The 18,725-nt window shown below is 34.2% G+C and carries 26 protein-coding genes; 23 read left to right on the top strand and 3 right to left on the bottom strand.

Translation table 11 applies throughout. The annotated features are described in order from the left end of the window. Positions 1–77 precede the first annotated feature (77 nt). From ACVEGE_RS04165 to ACVEGE_RS04155, 3 genes are all read right to left on the bottom strand, one after another. Positions 78–1,658 carry a SusD/RagB family nutrient-binding outer membrane lipoprotein gene (locus ACVEGE_RS04165; protein ID WP_192500708.1) on the bottom strand — a complete coding sequence of 527 codons (1,581 nt, stop codon included), beginning with the start codon at positions 1,656–1,658 and terminating at the stop codon, positions 78–80. Between the two features lie 13 nt (positions 1,659–1,671). After that, positions 1,672–4,797 (bottom strand): SusC/RagA family TonB-linked outer membrane protein, encoded by a 3,126-nt coding sequence (locus tag ACVEGE_RS04160; protein ID WP_192500707.1) that lies wholly within the window; start codon positions 4,795–4,797, stop codon positions 1,672–1,674. An 85-nt stretch (positions 4,798–4,882) separates the two neighbouring features. Beyond that, positions 4,883–6,565 (bottom strand): BamA/TamA family outer membrane protein, encoded by a 1,683-nt coding sequence (locus ACVEGE_RS04155; RefSeq protein WP_192500706.1) that lies wholly within the window; start codon positions 6,563–6,565, stop codon positions 4,883–4,885. Positions 6,566–6,744: 179 nt separating this feature from the next. Between ACVEGE_RS04155 and rpsL the strand changes: the two genes are divergently transcribed. The 23 genes from rpsL (at position 6,745) to rpmD (ending at position 18,722) form a co-directional block, all read left to right on the top strand. Continuing rightward, positions 6,745–7,128: a 30S ribosomal protein S12 gene (gene rpsL, locus ACVEGE_RS04150; RefSeq protein WP_007136570.1), complete on the top strand. Its 384-nt coding sequence runs from the start codon at positions 6,745–6,747 to the stop codon at positions 7,126–7,128. A gap of 73 nt (positions 7,129–7,201) precedes the next feature. Then, the gene (gene rpsG / locus ACVEGE_RS04145) at positions 7,202–7,678 is read left to right on the top strand and encodes a 30S ribosomal protein S7 (protein ID WP_173852647.1); all 477 of its coding nucleotides are present in this window, start codon (positions 7,202–7,204) and stop codon (positions 7,676–7,678) included. A 10-nt stretch (positions 7,679–7,688) separates the two neighbouring features. After that, entirely contained in the window at positions 7,689–9,845 is a 2,157-nt protein-coding gene (gene fusA / locus ACVEGE_RS04140; RefSeq protein WP_173836777.1) for an elongation factor G, read from the top strand. Between the two features lie 10 nt (positions 9,846–9,855). Further along, positions 9,856–10,161, top strand: coding sequence for a 30S ribosomal protein S10 (gene rpsJ / locus ACVEGE_RS04135; RefSeq protein ID WP_007803605.1), 306 nt, complete (start codon positions 9,856–9,858; stop codon positions 10,159–10,161). A gap of 156 nt (positions 10,162–10,317) precedes the next feature. After that, entirely contained in the window at positions 10,318–10,935 is a 618-nt protein-coding gene (gene rplC / locus ACVEGE_RS04130; protein WP_026707017.1) for a 50S ribosomal protein L3, read from the top strand. Then, the gene (rplD, locus tag ACVEGE_RS04125) at positions 10,935–11,564 is read left to right on the top strand and encodes a 50S ribosomal protein L4 (protein ID WP_173852648.1); all 630 of its coding nucleotides are present in this window, start codon (positions 10,935–10,937) and stop codon (positions 11,562–11,564) included. The genes rplC and rplD overlap by 1 nt, the downstream gene beginning before the upstream one ends. Positions 11,565–11,570: 6 nt before the next feature. Continuing rightward, a complete protein-coding gene (gene rplW, locus ACVEGE_RS04120) occupies positions 11,571–11,861 on the top strand; it encodes a 50S ribosomal protein L23 (protein WP_026707015.1) in 291 nt (96 codons plus the stop codon). Between the two features lie 9 nt (positions 11,862–11,870). After that, entirely contained in the window at positions 11,871–12,695 is an 825-nt protein-coding gene (gene rplB, locus ACVEGE_RS04115) for a 50S ribosomal protein L2 (RefSeq protein ID WP_026707014.1), read from the top strand. A 6-nt stretch (positions 12,696–12,701) separates the two neighbouring features. After that, positions 12,702–12,980 carry a 30S ribosomal protein S19 gene (rpsS, locus tag ACVEGE_RS04110; RefSeq protein ID WP_007136562.1) on the top strand — a complete coding sequence of 93 codons (279 nt, stop codon included), beginning with the start codon at positions 12,702–12,704 and terminating at the stop codon, positions 12,978–12,980. 6 nt (positions 12,981–12,986) lie between these two features. Beyond that, complete coding sequence (rplV, locus tag ACVEGE_RS04105; RefSeq protein ID WP_173852650.1) at positions 12,987–13,397, top strand: 50S ribosomal protein L22; 411 nt, start codon at positions 12,987–12,989, stop codon at positions 13,395–13,397. A gap of 6 nt (positions 13,398–13,403) precedes the next feature. After that, on the top strand, positions 13,404–14,153 hold the full coding sequence (rpsC, locus tag ACVEGE_RS04100) for a 30S ribosomal protein S3 (RefSeq protein WP_026707012.1): 750 nt from the start codon (positions 13,404–13,406) through the stop codon (positions 14,151–14,153). An 18-nt stretch (positions 14,154–14,171) separates the two neighbouring features. Next, positions 14,172–14,597 (top strand): 50S ribosomal protein L16, encoded by a 426-nt coding sequence (gene rplP / locus ACVEGE_RS04095; protein WP_173852652.1) that lies wholly within the window; start codon positions 14,172–14,174, stop codon positions 14,595–14,597. 13 nt (positions 14,598–14,610) lie between these two features. Next, positions 14,611–14,802 (top strand): 50S ribosomal protein L29, encoded by a 192-nt coding sequence (gene rpmC, locus ACVEGE_RS04090; protein ID WP_026707011.1) that lies wholly within the window; start codon positions 14,611–14,613, stop codon positions 14,800–14,802. 17 nt (positions 14,803–14,819) lie between these two features. Then, positions 14,820–15,080, top strand: coding sequence for a 30S ribosomal protein S17 (rpsQ, locus tag ACVEGE_RS04085; protein ID WP_072945395.1), 261 nt, complete (start codon positions 14,820–14,822; stop codon positions 15,078–15,080). Between the two features lie 2 nt (positions 15,081–15,082). Next, complete coding sequence (gene rplN / locus ACVEGE_RS04080; RefSeq protein WP_007136556.1) at positions 15,083–15,451, top strand: 50S ribosomal protein L14; 369 nt, start codon at positions 15,083–15,085, stop codon at positions 15,449–15,451. Between the two features lie 11 nt (positions 15,452–15,462). Then, complete coding sequence (gene rplX, locus ACVEGE_RS04075) at positions 15,463–15,777, top strand: 50S ribosomal protein L24 (protein WP_173852654.1); 315 nt, start codon at positions 15,463–15,465, stop codon at positions 15,775–15,777. Between the two features lie 2 nt (positions 15,778–15,779). After that, on the top strand, positions 15,780–16,331 hold the full coding sequence (gene rplE / locus ACVEGE_RS04070; protein WP_173852655.1) for a 50S ribosomal protein L5: 552 nt from the start codon (positions 15,780–15,782) through the stop codon (positions 16,329–16,331). Positions 16,332–16,334: 3 nt separating this feature from the next. Next, positions 16,335–16,604, top strand: coding sequence for a 30S ribosomal protein S14 (rpsN, locus tag ACVEGE_RS04065; RefSeq protein WP_126745308.1), 270 nt, complete (start codon positions 16,335–16,337; stop codon positions 16,602–16,604). Between the two features lie 71 nt (positions 16,605–16,675). Then, on the top strand, positions 16,676–17,074 hold the full coding sequence (rpsH, locus tag ACVEGE_RS04060; RefSeq protein ID WP_192500705.1) for a 30S ribosomal protein S8: 399 nt from the start codon (positions 16,676–16,678) through the stop codon (positions 17,072–17,074). A 15-nt stretch (positions 17,075–17,089) separates the two neighbouring features. Further along, a complete protein-coding gene (rplF, locus tag ACVEGE_RS04055) occupies positions 17,090–17,632 on the top strand; it encodes a 50S ribosomal protein L6 (protein ID WP_173852657.1) in 543 nt (180 codons plus the stop codon). Between the two features lie 13 nt (positions 17,633–17,645). Next, positions 17,646–17,996: a 50S ribosomal protein L18 gene (gene rplR / locus ACVEGE_RS04050; protein WP_173852659.1), complete on the top strand. Its 351-nt coding sequence runs from the start codon at positions 17,646–17,648 to the stop codon at positions 17,994–17,996. 6 nt (positions 17,997–18,002) lie between these two features. Beyond that, on the top strand, positions 18,003–18,527 hold the full coding sequence (rpsE, locus tag ACVEGE_RS04045) for a 30S ribosomal protein S5 (RefSeq protein WP_026707003.1): 525 nt from the start codon (positions 18,003–18,005) through the stop codon (positions 18,525–18,527). Positions 18,528–18,539: 12 nt separating this feature from the next. After that, entirely contained in the window at positions 18,540–18,722 is a 183-nt protein-coding gene (gene rpmD / locus ACVEGE_RS04040; RefSeq protein ID WP_026707002.1) for a 50S ribosomal protein L30, read from the top strand. Positions 18,723–18,725 lie beyond the last annotated feature (3 nt).

Raw genomic sequence — 18,725 nt, 5'->3', positions numbered from 1 at the left:
TGGTAGTAAACGTTATGTTTACTACCACTTTTAAATATTAACTCTAAATTGATGAGTTTAAAAAAAATGTTGATTTATTATTTTGCCCAAATTAATTTTGTGTCTAATTCGTCACCACCTATAGCAGCGGCAGCAGCAGCTACATTTTCACCGTTAATTTGTTCTAAATTTACAGGGTAAGTGAATCTAGCAGGTATTGCTGTTAAATCATTTAAAGCTAGAAAAGTATAAGTTGTTACTCCATCAACTGGTGTATTTAAATTATAAGTTCCATTTGGTTTAAGTAATGTGTTTGGATATCCTGTTCTTCTGTACTCAGCAAATGCTTCGTAAGGTTGCATGAATAAAGCAATGTATTTTTGAGTAAGTACTTTTTCTTCATTAGCTATTACTAATGTAGCAACATATGTATCAATTTTAGCTGCACTAACTCCCCAACGTTGCATAGATGCTCTAACACCATTTTGGTAATTAGTTACATTCCAACCATTATTTTCAGATAATAGAAATTCTACTTCAGCATATTCCATTAAAATTTCTGTATAATCTTGTTTTAATACATTTGAACTCCAGTAAGATGTACCACCTCTTTGTCCAGCTGCTTGTGCACTTGTTATACCGTATGGCATACCTACATATTGTGACAAATCATCTGTTTCGCTATAGGTTGCATTTTTAACAGCTGTTTTATTCGCAGATTTAGGAGCTGCATATTTTTGTAATCTTGGATCAACAATTCCAAAAGTTCCTAAAGTACCTTTTAACAAGTCAACAAATGTGTTAGAAATTGCAAAGTCAGTTCTATTTTGAATGTAGAAATCATCATAAAAAGGACTTGGATTTACATCGTTTGCCTCATATTTAACTCCTACATTATCATTGTTAGATGTCATGACACCACCAGCTATAGCTTCAGTAATGTTTGCTTCTGCTCCAGGAACAACACCTTTTACTCTATTAGCGATACGTAATCTTAATGAGTTAGCAAACTTTTTTAGTTTTGCTGGAGTTCCAAAAAGTTGATCACCGTTTGTGAAAACTTTAGACTCTGTTGTTACTATCATTGCAGCTGCTTCTTTTAACTCTTTCATAAGATCTGTATAAATCTTTACTTGAGTAACAAATTTTGGCTTTTCGAATCCTTCAGTTAATTGTAAAGCTTGAAAATCTGGATCGTCATTTCCATAAGAGTAGTAAGGAACATCACCATAAGCATCAACTAATTGTAAGAAAGTATATGCTAACATAACTCTAGCTGCAGCTATTTGATTATTATTGTTACCATAAGCTGAGTTTCTATCCTTGGTTGCTGTATTTGTATTTAAATCTATTACAGTTTTAAAATCTTTTGCTGCTAAGTAAAGATCTGTATACAAGTTTTGATTTGTACCTTCTCTAAATTGAAATCTATCCTCTTCTGTATAGTTTCTTTGAGCTGAATATTGTACCCACGGCAGTGCCATTCTTCCTGAAGAAAAGCTTCCTCTTGTATTATCCATTAAGTATACAGTAGCATTATTGAAAAATGCATATGCTGGGATACTATTTACAGCAGGAGAATTAGGATTTTCGTTTATTTCCTCTAATTTATCAGTACAACTTACAGTAGCTGTAAGTATTGCTGCAATAGATAATATTGATATAAATATTTTTTTCATCTTGATTTTTTTTTTAGAATTTAAATTCTAGATTCATTCCGTATGTTCTAGTTGATGGCAATGAACCACCTTCAAGACCTTGTATGTTACCACTACCGTAAGAAGCCATCTCTGGATCCATTCCTTTCCAGTCTAGTCCCCATGTAAATAAGTTTCTAGCAAAAAGCGAGAATCTTATATCAGTGAATACTGATCCAATAATGTTTCTAGGAACGCTATAACCAAGAGTTACTTCTCTTAATTTTATATAACCAGCGTCAAAAACATTTAATGCATCAAGACCGTAATGTTGTTGAGCCCATGCTTGCCCAGGTAGAACAGAAGTGTTTTTTGTTCCATCTGCATAAACAGCGTCTACTACTATTCCGTTTTCTCTGATTCCGTTAGCTGCAGTAGCTTCTAATAAACCTGAGTAACTACCCCACATATGAGTAGTAGAGAAATAGCTACCACCTTTTTGCATGTCGATCAAGAAACCTAAACTTAAATTTTTGTATTTAAATGAGTTTCTAATACCCATGTTATAATCTGGAGTAATAGTACCTAATGATTTTCTACTTGAAGCTACATATGCACCATCAGCATCAACGATTTTGTTACCATTACCATCGTAAGTAAAATCAGTACCGTAAATTTGTCCGTAAGGTTGTCCTACTACAGCTAGTAAAGTTGCTTGAAAAGGAGCTGAACCAATTATTAATTCATTTAGTCCAGGAGATAATTCAAGTAGTTTATTGTTGTTTTTTGCAAAATTCCATGTAATATCCCATCTAAAGTCTTCTGTTCTTACAGGGTTAAGCGTTAAAGTTGCTTCAAAACCTTTATTCTCTAATTTACCTGCATTTTTTAATGCAAAAGTATTTCCTGCTGAAGGGTCAACTTGAACAGGTGTTATTAAATCAGTAGTCAATACGTCATAGTAACTAACATCTAATCCAACTCTTTTATCAAATAAGCTTAGTTCTAATCCAATTTCTTTAGTTGTTTTTAATTCAGGAACTAAATTTGGGTTTGCAGCTGTATTTGGTTGACTGTATCTTATATCTCCTTGAAAAGGTGTGTCAGAAGCTCCATTTTGACTTAGGCTATAAGGTGTTGTAGCATTACCTGCTTGAGCCCAACCTCCTCTAATTTTACCATAATTCAACCATGATATATCAGTTAATTCTGAGAAAATAAAACTTCCAGTGAATGAAGCGTAATTAACATCTTTATTTACCGTACTAAACCAGTCATTTCTATCTGTAGCTTCTAAAAATAAGAAATCATCATAACCTATAGAAAGAAATCCATAGACACTATTTGTTCTAGTTTTCTCTTCATAATTTGTTGCTAAAGCTTGTGTTGCGCTATTTGACAAGTTATAAATGTTTGGAAGTACTAAGCCTCCTACACTTTGTCCTGAAACTCTTGTTAAGCTATAACTTCTTCTATTAACTCCAGCAAATGCATTTACGCTAAATTTATCAAATCTCTTATCGTAATGTAGGCGCCCTTCATAATTAAAATCGGTTAAGTTTCTTGCACTTGCTGTGTAGCTTGAAGTTGCTTGTGAACCAATTGCTACCTTTTCAGTGATATTTAAAGAGTAAGTATCTCCGTAAACGTTACCTACAGCATAAAATTCAGGTGTGAAGTTATAAGTAATTTTTCCGTTACCATACACTCTGTTTCTTTTATCGCTAGAAGTGTTTTCATTTATAATCCAATATGGATTGTCAGAATAATTTGGAGTTGCATTATCATATGCAATTCTATTCCAAGATCTTTCAGATCCATTAGCAAGTTTATAGTCTTTCAGTACAGAAAAGTCAAGTTGTCTTTGACTCCATTGAAAGAATTTTTGAGCTAAACCATTGTCTCCGTATCCAACTTCTGGTCTATTGAAACCTCTTGTTTGAACATAAGTCATCATACCTTCAACTTTTAATTTCTCAGATAATTTAGCATTACCGTTAAGAGCAAAAGTGTTTTTCGTTAAAGTAGAATTTGGAACAATTCCTTCTGTCTTTTGGTTAGCATATGAAAATCTAACACCAGAATCTACTCCTGATTTTGAAAATGATATAGAGTTGTTTCTTGTTATACCTGTGTTAAAAAATGATTTAACTCCGTCTTTAGGGTTTACCCATGATCTTTCTTTAAGATAATCATCAGCAAATTCTGGATCAAATGCGTTCCAAGCTAAATATTTTAAATTTGGATCGTATTTTGGTCCCCAACTTTCGTCAGTTCCATAATCAGCAATATTATATGTTTGACCATTTATAGTTGCTTGTTGGAAAGTACTAGAACTACCACCACCATACTGAGTTTGTAAGTTTGGCATAACGTTTATACTTTCAAATGTAATACCAGTATTGAAAGATACTTCTGCTTTACCACTACCGCTTTTTGCAGACTTAGTAGTATATAAAATAGCACCGTTACCAGCTCTATTTCCATAAAGAGCAGCTGCAGGTCCTCCTTTTAATACTGTTACAGATGCAATGTCGTCAGGATTAATATCTGCAGACGCATCACCATAATCTCTTCCACCAGAACCTCTTTGAGTAGTTGTGCTGTTGTAATTTCCATTATCTAATGGAATTCCATCAATAACAATTAAAGGTCTGTTTTCTCCAGTAGTAGATCCAATACCTCTAAGGACAATTCTAGTTGACCCCCCCATTGTAGAAGGAGCTGTGATTTGCAAACCAGCAACGTTTCCAGAAAGTGCGGAAACTGCATTGTTTGATCCACCATCTGTTAAAGTTGAACCTGAAACTTCTTGAACTGCGTAACTTAAAGATTTTTTCTCTCTTTTAATTCCTAATGCAGTAACTACTACACCTTCTAGTTCTAGTGCTGAGCTTACAAGTTTAACGTTAAGTGTAGTCGAAGTAGCTGTTATTTCTTGAGATTTCATCCCAATGTAGCTAAAAATAATTGATTGTGATGGGCTCGCTTTAAGCGTAAATTTCCCGTCAAAATCAGTTTGTGTGCCAATTTTAGTTCCTTTGACTAATACACTAACACCTGGTAAAGGCATTCCTGTATTGTCAGAAACAATTCCTGTCACAGATCTCTCTTGCGCAAAAGTTAGTTGCGCCATTAGTACTAATAATAGTACTAAGATTCCATTGAACTTTAGTTTCATTTTATATTATTTTGAATTAGTCATGCGAAAATCTTAATAATTTGTTAACTTTCCTAATATAATATTCTTTTTTTTTTGTGACAAGTTAAAATTTAACATTGTAAGAAATGTGCATTACTGTATTGCTAAGTTTTACTGACTGTATATTCTTATTACCACTAGCGATTATTAGCTTTAAAGTACTATTGGTGTTAGTTATCGATATCCCGGTTCCAATACTAAATATTTTTTCATAGCTACTATTTTTTAATATGCTATAATCCAGTAGTGTATGTGTTTTAAAATTAGAGTTTACAATATGGTTGTACTCGTTTAAAAAAGTTAAATATTGGTTAGCGATTAAGCTATTTTCTTCAAATCCTCTAATCGAATTGATGCCCCCAAATCTATAAAGTTCTGGATTTAGATAATCTTTGCTTTGTAGAAAACAAGTTTGATTTCTTAAACTGATGTTATTTTTTTTATTAATGTAAAACACGTAGGTTATTTCCGATTCTATAAAAAATTGTTTGTTTGTACTTAAATTTGGGTTTTCAGTGAGAAGGTTTCTTTTTCCAATTCCACTCTTAATTTTAATGCTTGATTTCGTTTCGTCTGTGAAGAGTTGACTTTTTTTTAAGTATTCATAATTCATTGTGAAGAAACTATTTTTGTAATCAGTAATGATGGTACTGTTTGTGTTTTGTATATCACTTGAGGTAGTCGCTGAATATCCTAAGTAGATTTTACTATTGTAATTAAATAAGTAGCCAATGTTTATTCCAGTTTTAGTATTTTGAAAAGTACTGTCTTGTTTAAATATTGATAGTTCTGTTTTTAATCCTAATGGAGTTTTGAATAAATAGGGGATTTCAAGGTTTGCCTTGAATGTCGTTTGTTGATTTCCGTCACTTTTCCAGAATATCGCAATTCTTTCTCCTGATTTAATTGTGTTTTCTAGATTTAAGTCCAGATAACCGTTTACTTTTAATTTGTTTTTTTCGTTGTTGTTAAAGCCAATGAATCCGTCAAATGTGTTTGCTTTTCTTTTTTCAAGATAGATGTAGATTTTTGTGCTATCTTTTAAAAACAATATTTCAGGATGCTTTATTTGATCTATATAGTTTAATTTTTGAAAATCTAAATAAAGTTGATTTACGATGTCTTTTGTGAGAATCTTGTTTTTATATTTTTGACTAATTTGATATAGATGACTTTTTGGAAAGATGCTGGCTGATTTGTCTTCTGTTTTTACGACGATGGCGTTTATTTTTTTTTGTTGGTTATAAACAATATTGAGTTTCGTGTAAAGTGTGTCGTTATTTATTGTTGTATTTAGAAATTTCAATTTGCTTAAAGGGTATCCTTCTATTTCGAGTTTTTTTAAAGTAGTTTTTAAGAAATTATCTGTTTCGGAATAGTGTAGTGTGACGCTGTTGCTTTTTAAAGTTGGCTTTGCTGTTTTGTCTAAAAGATTATTTTCATCACTATAGATAGTAATGTATCTTATTTTTTTTTTAAGGTTCAGTTTAGCTTGATAAGTTGTTTCGTTTATTTTTTTTATTTCAATTATTTTACATTCTAAAAAACCCTTTTTGATTAATCTTTCATTTAGTTCGGTTATTGTGTTTTGAATTGAATTAAGGTTTGGATGTATTGTTTGGTAGTTTAATGAATCTATTGAAGTTGTTTCGAATGAGTTTTCTCCGCTAATTTTTAAATTTAATTGCTGGGAATGGCAATTCGATTGGTATATAAGGATTAGTATAAATATTAAGAGTTTTTTCAAGAGTTTTTTTTTGATAAAAGTAATGTAAAATTCTGCTATTGTTTAAATATTTAGGAATTGATAAATAATGTTATTGAAAATTAATGGATTAACGTTTGTAGAGTAAAAAATATTTTATACATTTGCAACCCCGTAAAAAGCGGGAATTAAATATACATAATAAATTTTTAGTATTAATTATGCCAACAATTCAACAATTAGTAAGAACAGGAAGAACTCAGATAACTAAGAAGAGTAAATCGGTTGCTTTAGATTCTTGTCCTCAAAGAAGAGGGGTTTGTACGCGTGTTTACACTACAACACCAAAAAAACCAAACTCTGCAATGCGTAAAGTAGCGCGTGTACGTTTGACAAATGGTAATGAAGTAAATGCCTACATCCCTGGTGAAGGACACAATTTACAAGAGCACTCGATAGTATTAGTTAGGGGTGGAAGGGTAAAAGATTTACCAGGAGTTAGATATCACATCGTTCGTGGTGCACTTGATACGTCAGGAGTAGCAGGAAGAACGCAAAGAAGATCTAAGTACGGAGCTAAACGCCCAAAAGAAGCAAAAAAGTAATTTAAAATAATATGCTTCTAGTGTTGTGATTTATTACAACTTTATAAGTATGGTATTTTATTAAAAAAAAGACATGAGAAAAAGAGCGGCAAAGAAAAGACCACTTTTACCAGATCCAAGGTTTAACGACCAATTGGTAACACGTTTTGTGAACAACCTAATGTGGGATGGTAAGAAATCAACAGCTTTTAAAGTTTTTTATGATGCAATTGACATTATAGAATCTAAAAAGCAAGATGCAGAAAAACCTTCATTAGAAATTTGGAAAGACGCTTTAACTAACGTTATGCCTCACGTAGAAGTGCGTAGTCGTAGAGTAGGTGGAGCTACATTTCAAATTCCAATGCAAATTAGACCGGATAGAAAAATTTCTATGGCTATGAAATGGTTGATTCTTTATTCAAGAAGAAGAAACGAAAAATCTATGGCTCAAAGGTTGGCAAATGAATGTTTAGCTGCGGCTAAAGAGGAAGGTGCTGCTGTTAAGAAAAGAATGGATACTCACAAGATGGCAGAGGCTAATAAAGCGTTCTCTCACTTTAGATTTTAATTCTTAAGAAATGGCTAGAGAACTTAAATATACAAGAAACATAGGAATTGCTGCTCATATTGATGCTGGTAAAACAACAACTACTGAGCGTATATTATTCTATACAGGAAAATCACATAAAATTGGTGAAGTACACGATGGTGCTGCAACAATGGACTGGATGGCACAAGAGCAAGAAAGGGGTATTACAATTACTTCGGCAGCTACAACTTGTGAGTGGAATTTTCCAACTACTCAAGGTAAAATTTTACCTGAGACGCTACCTTATCACTTTAATATTATCGATACACCGGGGCACGTTGACTTTACAGTTGAAGTAAACCGTTCTTTACGTGTTCTTGATGGTTTAGTTTTCTTGTTTAGTGCTGTTGATGGTGTTGAGCCTCAATCAGAAACTAACTGGAGATTAGCTGATCAATATAAAGTGCCTCGTATTGGATTCGTTAATAAAATGGATAGACAAGGATCTAACTTTTTGATGGTATGTCAACAAGTAAGAGATATGTTGAAATCTAATGCTGTTGCGATTACTTTACCTATTGGTGAAGAAAATGACTTTAGAGGTGTTGTTGATTTAGTAAGAAACCAAGCTATTGTTTGGGATGATGCTGGAATGGGAGCGACTTATGAAGTTGTTGATATTCCTGCTGATATGGTTGATGAAGTTAAAGAATACAGAGATATTCTTATCGAAGCAGTTGCTGATTATGATGAGAATTTGCTTGACAAGTATATGGAAGATCCTGAATCTATTACAGAAGAAGAGATCAATGTTGCTTTAAGAGCTGCTGTAATGGATATGGCGATCATACCTATGATTGCAGGGTCGTCTTTTAAAAACAAAGGTGTTCAATTCATGTTAGATGCGGTATGTAAATATTTGCCATCTCCAATGGATAAAGACGGGATTGAAGGAATTCATCCTGATGATGCTGAGTTATTAGAAGAAGATCAAACTAAAATCTTGCGTAAGCCAGATGTTAAAGAGCCTTTCGCTGCTTTAGCATTTAAAATTGCTACTGACCCATTCGTAGGTCGTTTAGCTTTCTTCCGTGCTTATTCAGGTCGTTTAGATGCTGGTTCTTATGTCTTGAACACACGTTCAGGCAACAAAGAAAGAATTTCACGTATCTACCAAATGCATGCTAATAAACAAAATCCAATCGATTATATCGAAGCTGGAGATATTGGAGCGGCAGTTGGATTTAAGGATATTAAAACTGGAGATACATTGTGTGATGAAAAACACCCAATTATTCTTGAGTCAATGAAATTTCCTGCACCGGTAATTGGTATTGCTATTGAACCTAAAACTAAGGCAGATGTAGACAAAATGGGTATGGCTTTGGCTAAATTAGCTGAAGAAGATCCTACGTTTACAGTTAGAACTGATGAGGCTTCAGGGCAAACAATTATTTCTGGTATGGGTGAGCTTCACTTGGATATCTTAGTAGATAGAATGCGTCGTGAATTTAAAGTTGAAGTAAACCAAGGTGAGCCTCAAGTTGAATACAAAGAAGCATTTACTAGAACTGCTCAACATAGAGAGACTTACAAAAAACAATCTGGAGGTCGTGGTAAATTCGGTGATATCGTATTTATTTTAGAGCCTGCTGATGAAGTTGATGGTAAAGCTCCTGTTGGATTACAGTTTGTTAACTCTGTAAAAGGTGGTAACGTTCCTAAAGAATATATTCCTTCTGTAGAGAAAGGATTTAGAGAAGCTATGAAGACTGGTCCTTTAGCAGGATATCAAGTTGATAGTTTAAAAGTAACTTTATTGGATGGGTCTTTCCACCCTGTGGATTCTGATGCACTTTCTTTTGAGTTAGCTGCTAGAATGGGTTATAGAGAAGTGGCTAAAGCTGCTGGAGCTGTAATTCTTGAGCCAATCATGAAAATGGAAGTTATTACTCCTGAAGAAAACATGGGGGATATCGTTGGTGATATCAACCGTCGTAGAGGTCAGGTTAATGACATGGGTGATAGAAATGGAGCAAAAACTATTAAAGCCGATGTGCCATTATCTGAAATGTTTGGATATGTTACAACTTTAAGGACTTTGTCTTCAGGTCGTGCAACTTCAACTATGGAATTCTCACACTACGCAGAAACGCCTTCTAATATTTCGGAAGCAGTAATCAAAAAAGCAAAAGGAAACGCTTAATTTTAAGAAAATGAGTCAAAAAATCAGAATAAAACTAAAATCTTACGATCATATGTTAGTAGACAAGTCTGCTGAAAAGATTGTAAAAACAGTTAAAACTACTGGTGCAGTTGTTACAGGGCCAATCCCATTGCCAACTCACAAAAAACTTTTTACAGTATTGCGTTCTCCACACGTTAACAAAAAAGCGAGAGAACAATTTGAAGTAATGTCATATAAGAGATTAATTGATATTTATTCATCTTCATCTAAAACAATTGATGCTTTAATGAAATTAGAATTGCCTAGTGGAGTTGAAGTAGAGATCAAAGTTTAAGTATCTTAATAAAGGAAAATTGAGGGCACTTTGTTTAAGTGAAAACTTTTTTTGGATTGTGTGTAAATAAGTTATACTTTTGCACCACTTTAAAAATAAGAGTTCACTTAAATGATGTGTTCTATTTTTATATTTAATAATTAATAATTAATATTTATGTCTGGGTTAATTGGTAGAAAAATCGGCATGACTAGCATTTTTGATGAAAACGGGAAAAACATTCCTTGTACAGTAATCGAAGCTGGTCCTTGTGTTGTTACCCAAGTCAGAACCAAAGGTGTTGACGGGTACGAAGCGTTGCAACTGGGTTTCGATGACAAAAACGAGAAACATTCCACTAAAGCGGCTTTAGGTCACTTTAAAAAAGCGGGAACTGTAGCTAAGAAAAAAGTCGTTGAATTCCAAAATTTTGCAACAGAACAAAAATTAGGGGATCTTATTGATGTCTCTATGTTTGTAGAAGGAGAATTTGTAGATGTACAAGGTGTATCTAAAGGTAAAGGTTTTCAAGGGGTTGTTAAACGTCACGGTTTTGGTGGTGTTGGTCAAGCAACTCATGGTCAACATAACCGTTTAAGAGCGCCAGGTTCTGTAGGAGCTTCTTCATATCCATCTAGAGTATTCAAAGGAATGCGTATGGCTGGACGTATGGGAGGAGAAAATGTAAACATTCAAAACCTTAGAGTTTTAAAAGTAGTTACTGAAAAGAACCTACTTGTGATCAAAGGATGTGTTCCTGGTCATAATAACTCTTATGTAATCATTCACAAGTAATGGAAGTAAAAGTAGTAGATTTCAACGGAAAAGATACTGGGAGAAAAGTTCAACTTTCTGATTCAGTATTCGCAATTGAACCAAATAATCACGCTGTATACCTTGATGTTAAGCAATACTTAGCTAATCAAAGACAAGGAACGCACAAGGCTAAAGAAAGAGCTGAAGTTGCGGGAAGTACACGTAAGATTAAAAAGCAAAAAGGAACAGGTACTGCTCGTGCGGGAAGTATTAAAAATCCATTGTTTAAAGGTGGGGGAACGGTTTTTGGACCTAGACCAAGAAGTTATTCATTTAAATTGAATAAAAACTTGAAGCGTTTAGCAAGAAAATCTGCTTTCTCAATGAAAGCAAAAGAGTCAAATATTATTGTTCTAGAAGACTTTAGTTTTGATGCTCCAAACACTAAAAATTTCATTAATGTTTTGAAGGCTTTAGAGTTAGAGAATAAAAAATCGCTGTTTGTGTTGGGTAATACGAATAAAAACGTATATTTGTCGTCACGCAATTTAAAAGCGGCTAGTGTTGTAAGTAGCTTAGAATTAAGCACTTATGCTATATTAAACGCTAATAATTTAGTGCTTTTAGAGAGTTCTTTGGAAGTAATTGAAGAAAATTTAAGTAAATAATAGGATATGAGTATCATAATTAAACCTATAGTAACAGAAAAAGTAACCAAAGAAAGTGAAGTTTTAAACCGCTTCGGATTTGTTGTTAACAAAAAAGCAAATAAAGTTGAGATTAAGAAAGCTGTTGAAGCTGCTTATGGTGTAACTATTTTGAGTGTTAACACGATGAACGTAAGACCGGATAGAACTACAAAATACACTAAAAGTGGTTTAATTACTGGAAAAACAAATGCAATTAAGAAAGCAATTGTTCAAGTAAAAGAAGGAGAAACAATTGATTTTTACAACAATATCTAAGATAGAAAAATGTCAGTAAGAAAATTAAAACCTATTACCCCAGGTCAGCGATTTAGAGTTGTGAATGGTTATGACGCCATTACAACTGATAAGCCGGAACGCTCTTTGATAGCGCCGATAAAAAACTCTGGAGGTAGAAATAGTCAAGGAAAGATGACCATGCGTTATACGGGTGGTGGTCACAAGCAGAGATATCGTATTATTGATTTCAAACGTACTAAGGAAGGAATTCCTGCTACTGTGAAATCAATAGAATATGATCCAAATCGTACTGCGTTTATCGCTTTGTTAGCTTATGCTGATGGTGAGAAAACTTATATTATTGCTCAAAATGGATTGAAGGTTGGTCAGAAATTAGTTTCAGGACCAGAATCTCAGCCAGAAATTGGTAACACGTTACCATTGAGTAAAATTCCATTAGGAACTGTAATCTCTTGTATTGAGTTACGTCCAGGTCAGGGAGCTGTTATTGCTCGTTCTGCTGGTACATTTGCTCAGTTAATGGCAAGAGATGGGAAATACGCTACTATTAAAATGCCTTCTGGTGAAACAAGATTAATCTTGTTAACATGTTCGGCTACAATTGGAGCGGTTTCTAATTCTGATCATCAATTAGTTGTATCTGGAAAAGCAGGTAGAACAAGATGGTTAGGTAGAAGACCTAGAACAAGACCTGTTGCAATGAACCCTGTCGATCACCCAATGGGTGGTGGTGAAGGACGTTCTTCTGGTGGACATCCACGTTCAAGAAATGGAATACCAGCAAAAGGTTATAGAACTCGTTCTAAGAAAAACCCGAGTAACAAGTATATCGTAGAACGTAGAAAGAAATAATAAGATATGGCACGTTCATTAAAAAAAGGACCTTTCGTTCATTATAAGTTAGACAAGAAAGTTCAAGAAAACATAGCAGGTGGGAATAAAGGAGTTGTAAAGACATGGTCTAGAGCTTCTATGATTACTCCAGACTTTGTTGGTCAAACTATCGCAGTTCATAACGGTCGTCAATTTGTACCGGTTTATGTAACTGAAAACATGGTAGGTCACAAATTAGGAGAATTTTCACCAACTAGATCTTTTAGAGGTCATGCTGGAGCAAAAAATAAAGGTAAAAAATAAGAAGCAATGGGAGTTCGTAAAAGAGAAACAGCAGATGCGAGAAAAGAGGCTAATAAGTCTATTGCTTTCGCGAAATTGAATAACTGCCCTACTTCACCTAGAAAAATGCGCTTAGTAGCGGACTTGGTAAGAGGTCAGAAGGTAGAAAGAGCACTTAACATATTAAGATTTAGTTCTAAAGAAGCTTCAAGAAAATTAGAGAAATTGGTTTTATCTGTTATTGCCAACTGGCAAGCAAAAAACCCTGATGCTAATATGGAAGAAGCAGGTTTATTTGTTAAGGAGATCAGAGTAGATGGTGGAATGATGTTGAAAAGACTTCGTCCGGCTCCACAAGGTCGTGCACACAGAATTAGAAAACGTTCTAATCACGTAACAATCGTGCTTGGATCTATTAATAACACACAAGCAATTTAATACAAGATGGGACAAAAGACAAATCCAATTGGAAATAGACTTGGTATCATCAGAGGATGGGACTCAAACTGGTATGGTGGAAATGATTATGGTGATAAACTTGCCGAAGATCATAAAATCAGAAAGTATATCCATGCTCGTTTATCAAAAGCTAGTGTATCAAAAGTAATCATCGAGAGAACTTTGAAACTTGTAACCGTTACTATCACTACAGCTAGACCTGGTATCATTATTGGGAAAGGTGGGCAAGAGGTAGACAAGTTAAAAGAAGAACTTAAGAAAATTACTGACAAAGAGGTTCAAATCAACATCTTTGAAATTAAAAGACCTGAACTTGATGCTTATTTAGTTGCAACAAGTATCTGCCGTCAAATCGAAAGCAGAATTTCTTACAGACGTGCAATCAAAATGGCTATTGCTGCTTCTATGCGTATGAACGCTGAAGGTATCAAAGTTTTGATTTCTGGTCGTTTGAATGGTGCTGAGATGGCTCGTTCAGAAGGTTTCAAAGAAGGAAGAGTTCCTTTATCAACTTTCAGAGCTGATATTGATTATGCACTTGCTGAGGCGCATACTACTTATGGTAGAATGGGTATCAAAGTGTGGATCATGAAAGGTGAAGTTTACGGAAAGAGAGATCTTTCTCCACTTGCTGGAATGGACAAGAAACAATCTGGTGGAAAAGGTGGTGATTCTCCTCGTGGAAAATCTAACTTTAACAAAGGTGGTAAACCAGACGCTCGTAAAAGAAAGTAATTTTTAAATTAAAGAAAAATGTTACAGCCTAAAAGAACAAAATACCGTAAGGTACAAAAAGGTAAAATGAAAGGGAACTCTGGAAGAGGGCATGAACTTTCTAATGGAATGTTTGGTATTAAATCTGTACATGAAAATGGTATGTTTCTAACTTCTCGTCAAATTGAAGCTGCGCGTATCGCTGCAACTCGTTTTATGAAAAGAGAGGGGCAATTATGGATCAAAATATTTCCAGACAAACCAATTACTAAGAAGCCTCTTGAGGTACGTATGGGTAAAGGTAAAGGTGCAGTTGAGTATTGGGCTGCCGTTGTTAAACCCGGAAGAATTATGTTTGAAGTTGGAGGAGTTCCTTTGTCAGTTGCAAAAGAGGCGTTACGTCTTGCAGCTCAAAAGCTTCCAGTAAAAACTAAATTCGTTGTTGCTAGAGATTTCGAAGCATAATCTATATTATATTATGAAACAATCAGAAATAAAAGATCTTTCTGCAGCGGAGTTGCAAGAAAAACTTAGTCAAACTAAGAAGGCATATGCCGACCTAAAAATGGCTCACGCTATTTCTCCAATTGAGAATCCACTTCAAATTAGAGGTGTAAGAAGAACAGTTGCAAGATTAGCTACAGAACTTACAAAAAGAGAGTTACAATAATTGTAATCTGCTGAAAGATGGAAGAAAAAAGAAATTTAAGAAAAGAGAGAATTGGTGTTGTAACTTCAGACAAAATGGATAAATCTATTGTTGTTGCAGAAGTTCGTAAAGTAAAACACCCATTATACGGTAAGTTCGTGTTGAAAACAAAGAAATATGTTGCACACGACGAAACAAACGACTGTAATATTGGAGATACTGTAAGAATTAGCGAAACGCGTCCTTTAAGTAAATCTAAATGTTGGAGATTAGTTGAAATCCTAGAAAGAGCTAAATAATTATGGTACAACAAGAATCAAGACTAAAAGTAGCAGATAACACTGGAGCAAAGGAAGTTTTAACTATCCGTGTTTTAGGAGGTACCAAAAGAAGGTATGCCTCTGTTGGTGACAAGATTGTAGTTTCTATCAAAGATACAACTCCTAACGGAAGCGTTAAAAAAGGAGCTGTTTCAACTGCAGTTGTTGTACGTACCAGAAAAGAAGTGAGAAGAGCCGATGGTTCTTATATCCGTTTCGATGACAATGCATGTGTTCTTTTGAACGCTGCAGGTGAAATGAGAGGAACTCGTGTTTTTGGACCCGTAGCAAGAGAACTTCGTGAAAAACAATTCATGAAAATTGTATCATTAGCACCAGAAGTGCTTTAATTCGTTTTAAGATGATAAAGCTAAAAATAAAAACAGGTGACATTGTAAGAGTAATTGCTGGAGACCATAAAGGTTCTGAAGGTAAAGTATTACGTGTTGACCGTGAGAAAAACAAAGCTATCGTAGAAGGTGTAAACATGGTTTCTAAACATACGAAACCAAGTGCAAAAAGCCCTCAAGGTGGTATTGTGAAAAAAGAAGCTTCTATTCAAATATCTAATGTCTCTCTAATTGATCCTAAAACTAAGGAAGCAACTAGAACTGGAGTTAGAGTTGAAGGAGATAAGAAAGTAAGATTTTCAAAAAAATCTAATCAAGTACTATAGTAATGGCGTATACACCTAGATTGAAAGAAGAATATAAGAGTAGAGTTATCTCTGCTCTTAAAGAAGAGTACGGATATGTAAACGTAATGCAAGTTCCAAAATTGGAAAAAATCGTTTTAAGCCGTGGAGTTGGAGCAGCAGTTTCTGATAAAAAATTAATCGACTATGCAGTTGATGAATTGACTAAAATTACTGGACAAAAAGCAGTATCTACTATCTCAAAGAAAGACGTTGCGTCATTCAAATTAAGAAAAGGGATGCCAATTGGAGCAAAAGTTACTTTACGTGGAGAGAGAATGTATGAGTTTTTAGATAGACTTATTACTTCTGCTTTACCGCGTGTAAGGGATTTTAGTGGGATTAAAGCTACAGGTTTTGATGGAAGAGGAAACTATAACCTTGGTGTTTTAGAACAGATCATTTTTCCAGAAATTGATATTGATAAAGTAAACAAAATTTCAGGGATGGATATTACTTTTGTTACTACTGCTCAGACAGATAAGGAAGCAAAGTCATTGTTAACTGAACTAGGATTACCTTTTAAAAAGAATTAAGATATGGCTAAAGAATCAATGAAAGCCCGTGAGGTTAAGAGAGAAAAAACGGTAGCAAAGTATGCTGAGAAAAGAAAAGCTTTGTTAGAAGCTGGAGATTTCGTAGGTTTGCAAAAGTTACCGAAAAATGCTTCGCCAGTTCGTTTACATAATAGATGTAAATTAACAGGTAGACCAAGAGGGTATATGCGTCAATTCGGTGTTTCACGTGTTACATTTCGTGAAATGGCTAATAATGGATTGATACCAGGCGTGAAAAAAGCTAGTTGGTAAAAAATTGAATTTTAATTGGTTAAAGGTTCTTTAGAAAGTCTAAAGAAAACCATAATCGCAAATTTATACATATGTATACAGATCCTATTGCAGATTATTTAACAAGGGTTAGAAACGCTGTGGCTGCAAACCACAAAGTTGTCGAAATTCCTTCATCTAATCTAAAAAAAGAAATAACTAAGATCTTATTTGATCAAGGTTATATCTTAAGTTACAAATTTGAAGACAACGCTGTTCAGGGTTCAATCAAAATTGCTTTGAAGTATGATAAAGATACTAAGGAGTCAGTAATTAAAGATATCCAAAGAATTAGTAAACCAGGTTTACGTAAATATTCAAGTTCTTCTTCTATTCCAAGAATCCTTAATGGATTAGGAATTGCTATCGTTTCTACGTCAAAAGGTTTGATGACTGGAAAGAAAGCAAAACAACTTAATGTTGGTGGAGAGGTAATTTGTTACGTATACTAATAAAAAGACTATAAGATGTCAAGAATAGGTAAAAGCCCAATTGTAATCCCTGCTGGCGTAACTGTAGAAGTTAAAGACGGTATTATTACAGTAAAAGGAAAAAACGGTCAACTAACTCAGGAGTTCTCGGACGTTACTGTAACAGTTGAAGGTGATCAAGTCCAAGTTGATAGATCATCTGATCATAAAGACCAAAGAGCAAAACATGGTTTATATAGATCATTAATCAATAACATGATTTTAGGTGTTACTGATGGTTTTACAAAATCTTTAGAATTGGTAGGTGTTGGTTATAGAGCTTCAAATCAAGGTCAAAAACTAGATTTAGCTCTTGGATATTCTCATAATATTGTTTTAGATATTGCTCCTGAAGTAACTCTTGAAACAATATCTGAAAAAGGAAAAAACCCAATAGTAAAGTTAACATCAATTGATAAACAACTTTTAGGTCAAGTAGCGGCAAAGATTAGAGGTTTCCGTAAGCCTGAGCCGTATAAAGGGAAAGGTGTTAAGTTTGTGGGTGAAGTATTAAGAAGAAAAGCAGGTAAATCAGCTTAAAAAATAAGAGATTATGTCATTAACAAAACCTGAAAGAAGACAGAGAATTAGATTCAGAATTAGAAAAACGATTAGTGGTACTACTACAAATCCAAGACTATCTGTTTTTAGAAGTAACAAAGAAATATACGCGCAACTTATTGATGACGTAAATGGAGTTACTTTATTAGCTGCTTCTTCAAGAGAAAAAGAAATAGGAAAAGGTACGAACGTAGAGGTTGCTACTGCAGTTGGGAAACTAGTTGCAGAAAAAGCATTAAAAGCTGGGATAGAAGTGGTGACATTCGATAGAGGAGGTTACTTGTATCATGGGCGTATTAAATCATTAGCAGAAGGCGCGAGAGCGGCTGGACTTAAATTCTAATATATTATGTCTAATAAATACAAGAATGTAGAGTTAGTAAAACCAACTGGTCTTGAATTAAAAGATCGTTTGGTGAGTGTTAATCGTGTTACTAAGGTTACAAAAGGAGGTAGAGCTTTTGGTTTTTCTGCTATTGTAGTTGTAGGTGATGAAAATGGTGTTGTAGGACATGGATTAGGAAAATCTAAAGATGTTTCTGAAGCAATTGCGAAAGCAGTAGAAGATGCTAAGAAAAATTTAGTAAAAATTCCTTTAAATGGACAATCAGTTCCACACGAACAAAAAGGTAAATTTGGTGGTGCACGTGTATTTTTAATTCCTGCCTCTCATGGTACAGGAGTTATTGCTGGTGGAGCTGTTCGTTCAGTTCTTGAATCAGTAGGTATTCACGATGTATTATCTAAATCACAAGGATCTTCAAATCCTCACAACGTAGTTAAAGCAACTTTTGATGCTTTATTACAAATGAGAAGCGCTTACAGTGTTGCAAAACAAAGAGGGGTTTCTTTAGAAAAAGTTTTTAAAGGTTAATTCAAGGAAATTATGGCTAAATTATTAGTAAAACAAGTTAGAAGTAAAATCAACTGTCCACTTGATCAAAAAAGAGGATTAGAGGCTTTAGGTCTACGTAAAATGGGTCAAGTTGTAGAACATGACTCAAACCCTGCAATCCTTGGGATGATAAACAAAGTTAAACACTTAGTTTCTGTAGAGGAAGCTAAATAACAA

The sequence above is a fragment of the Flavobacterium sp. PL002 genome, assembly GCF_054165825.1.
Note: the sequence above shows the minus strand (reverse complement) of the source record. Positions and strands in the feature narration are given on the sequence as shown.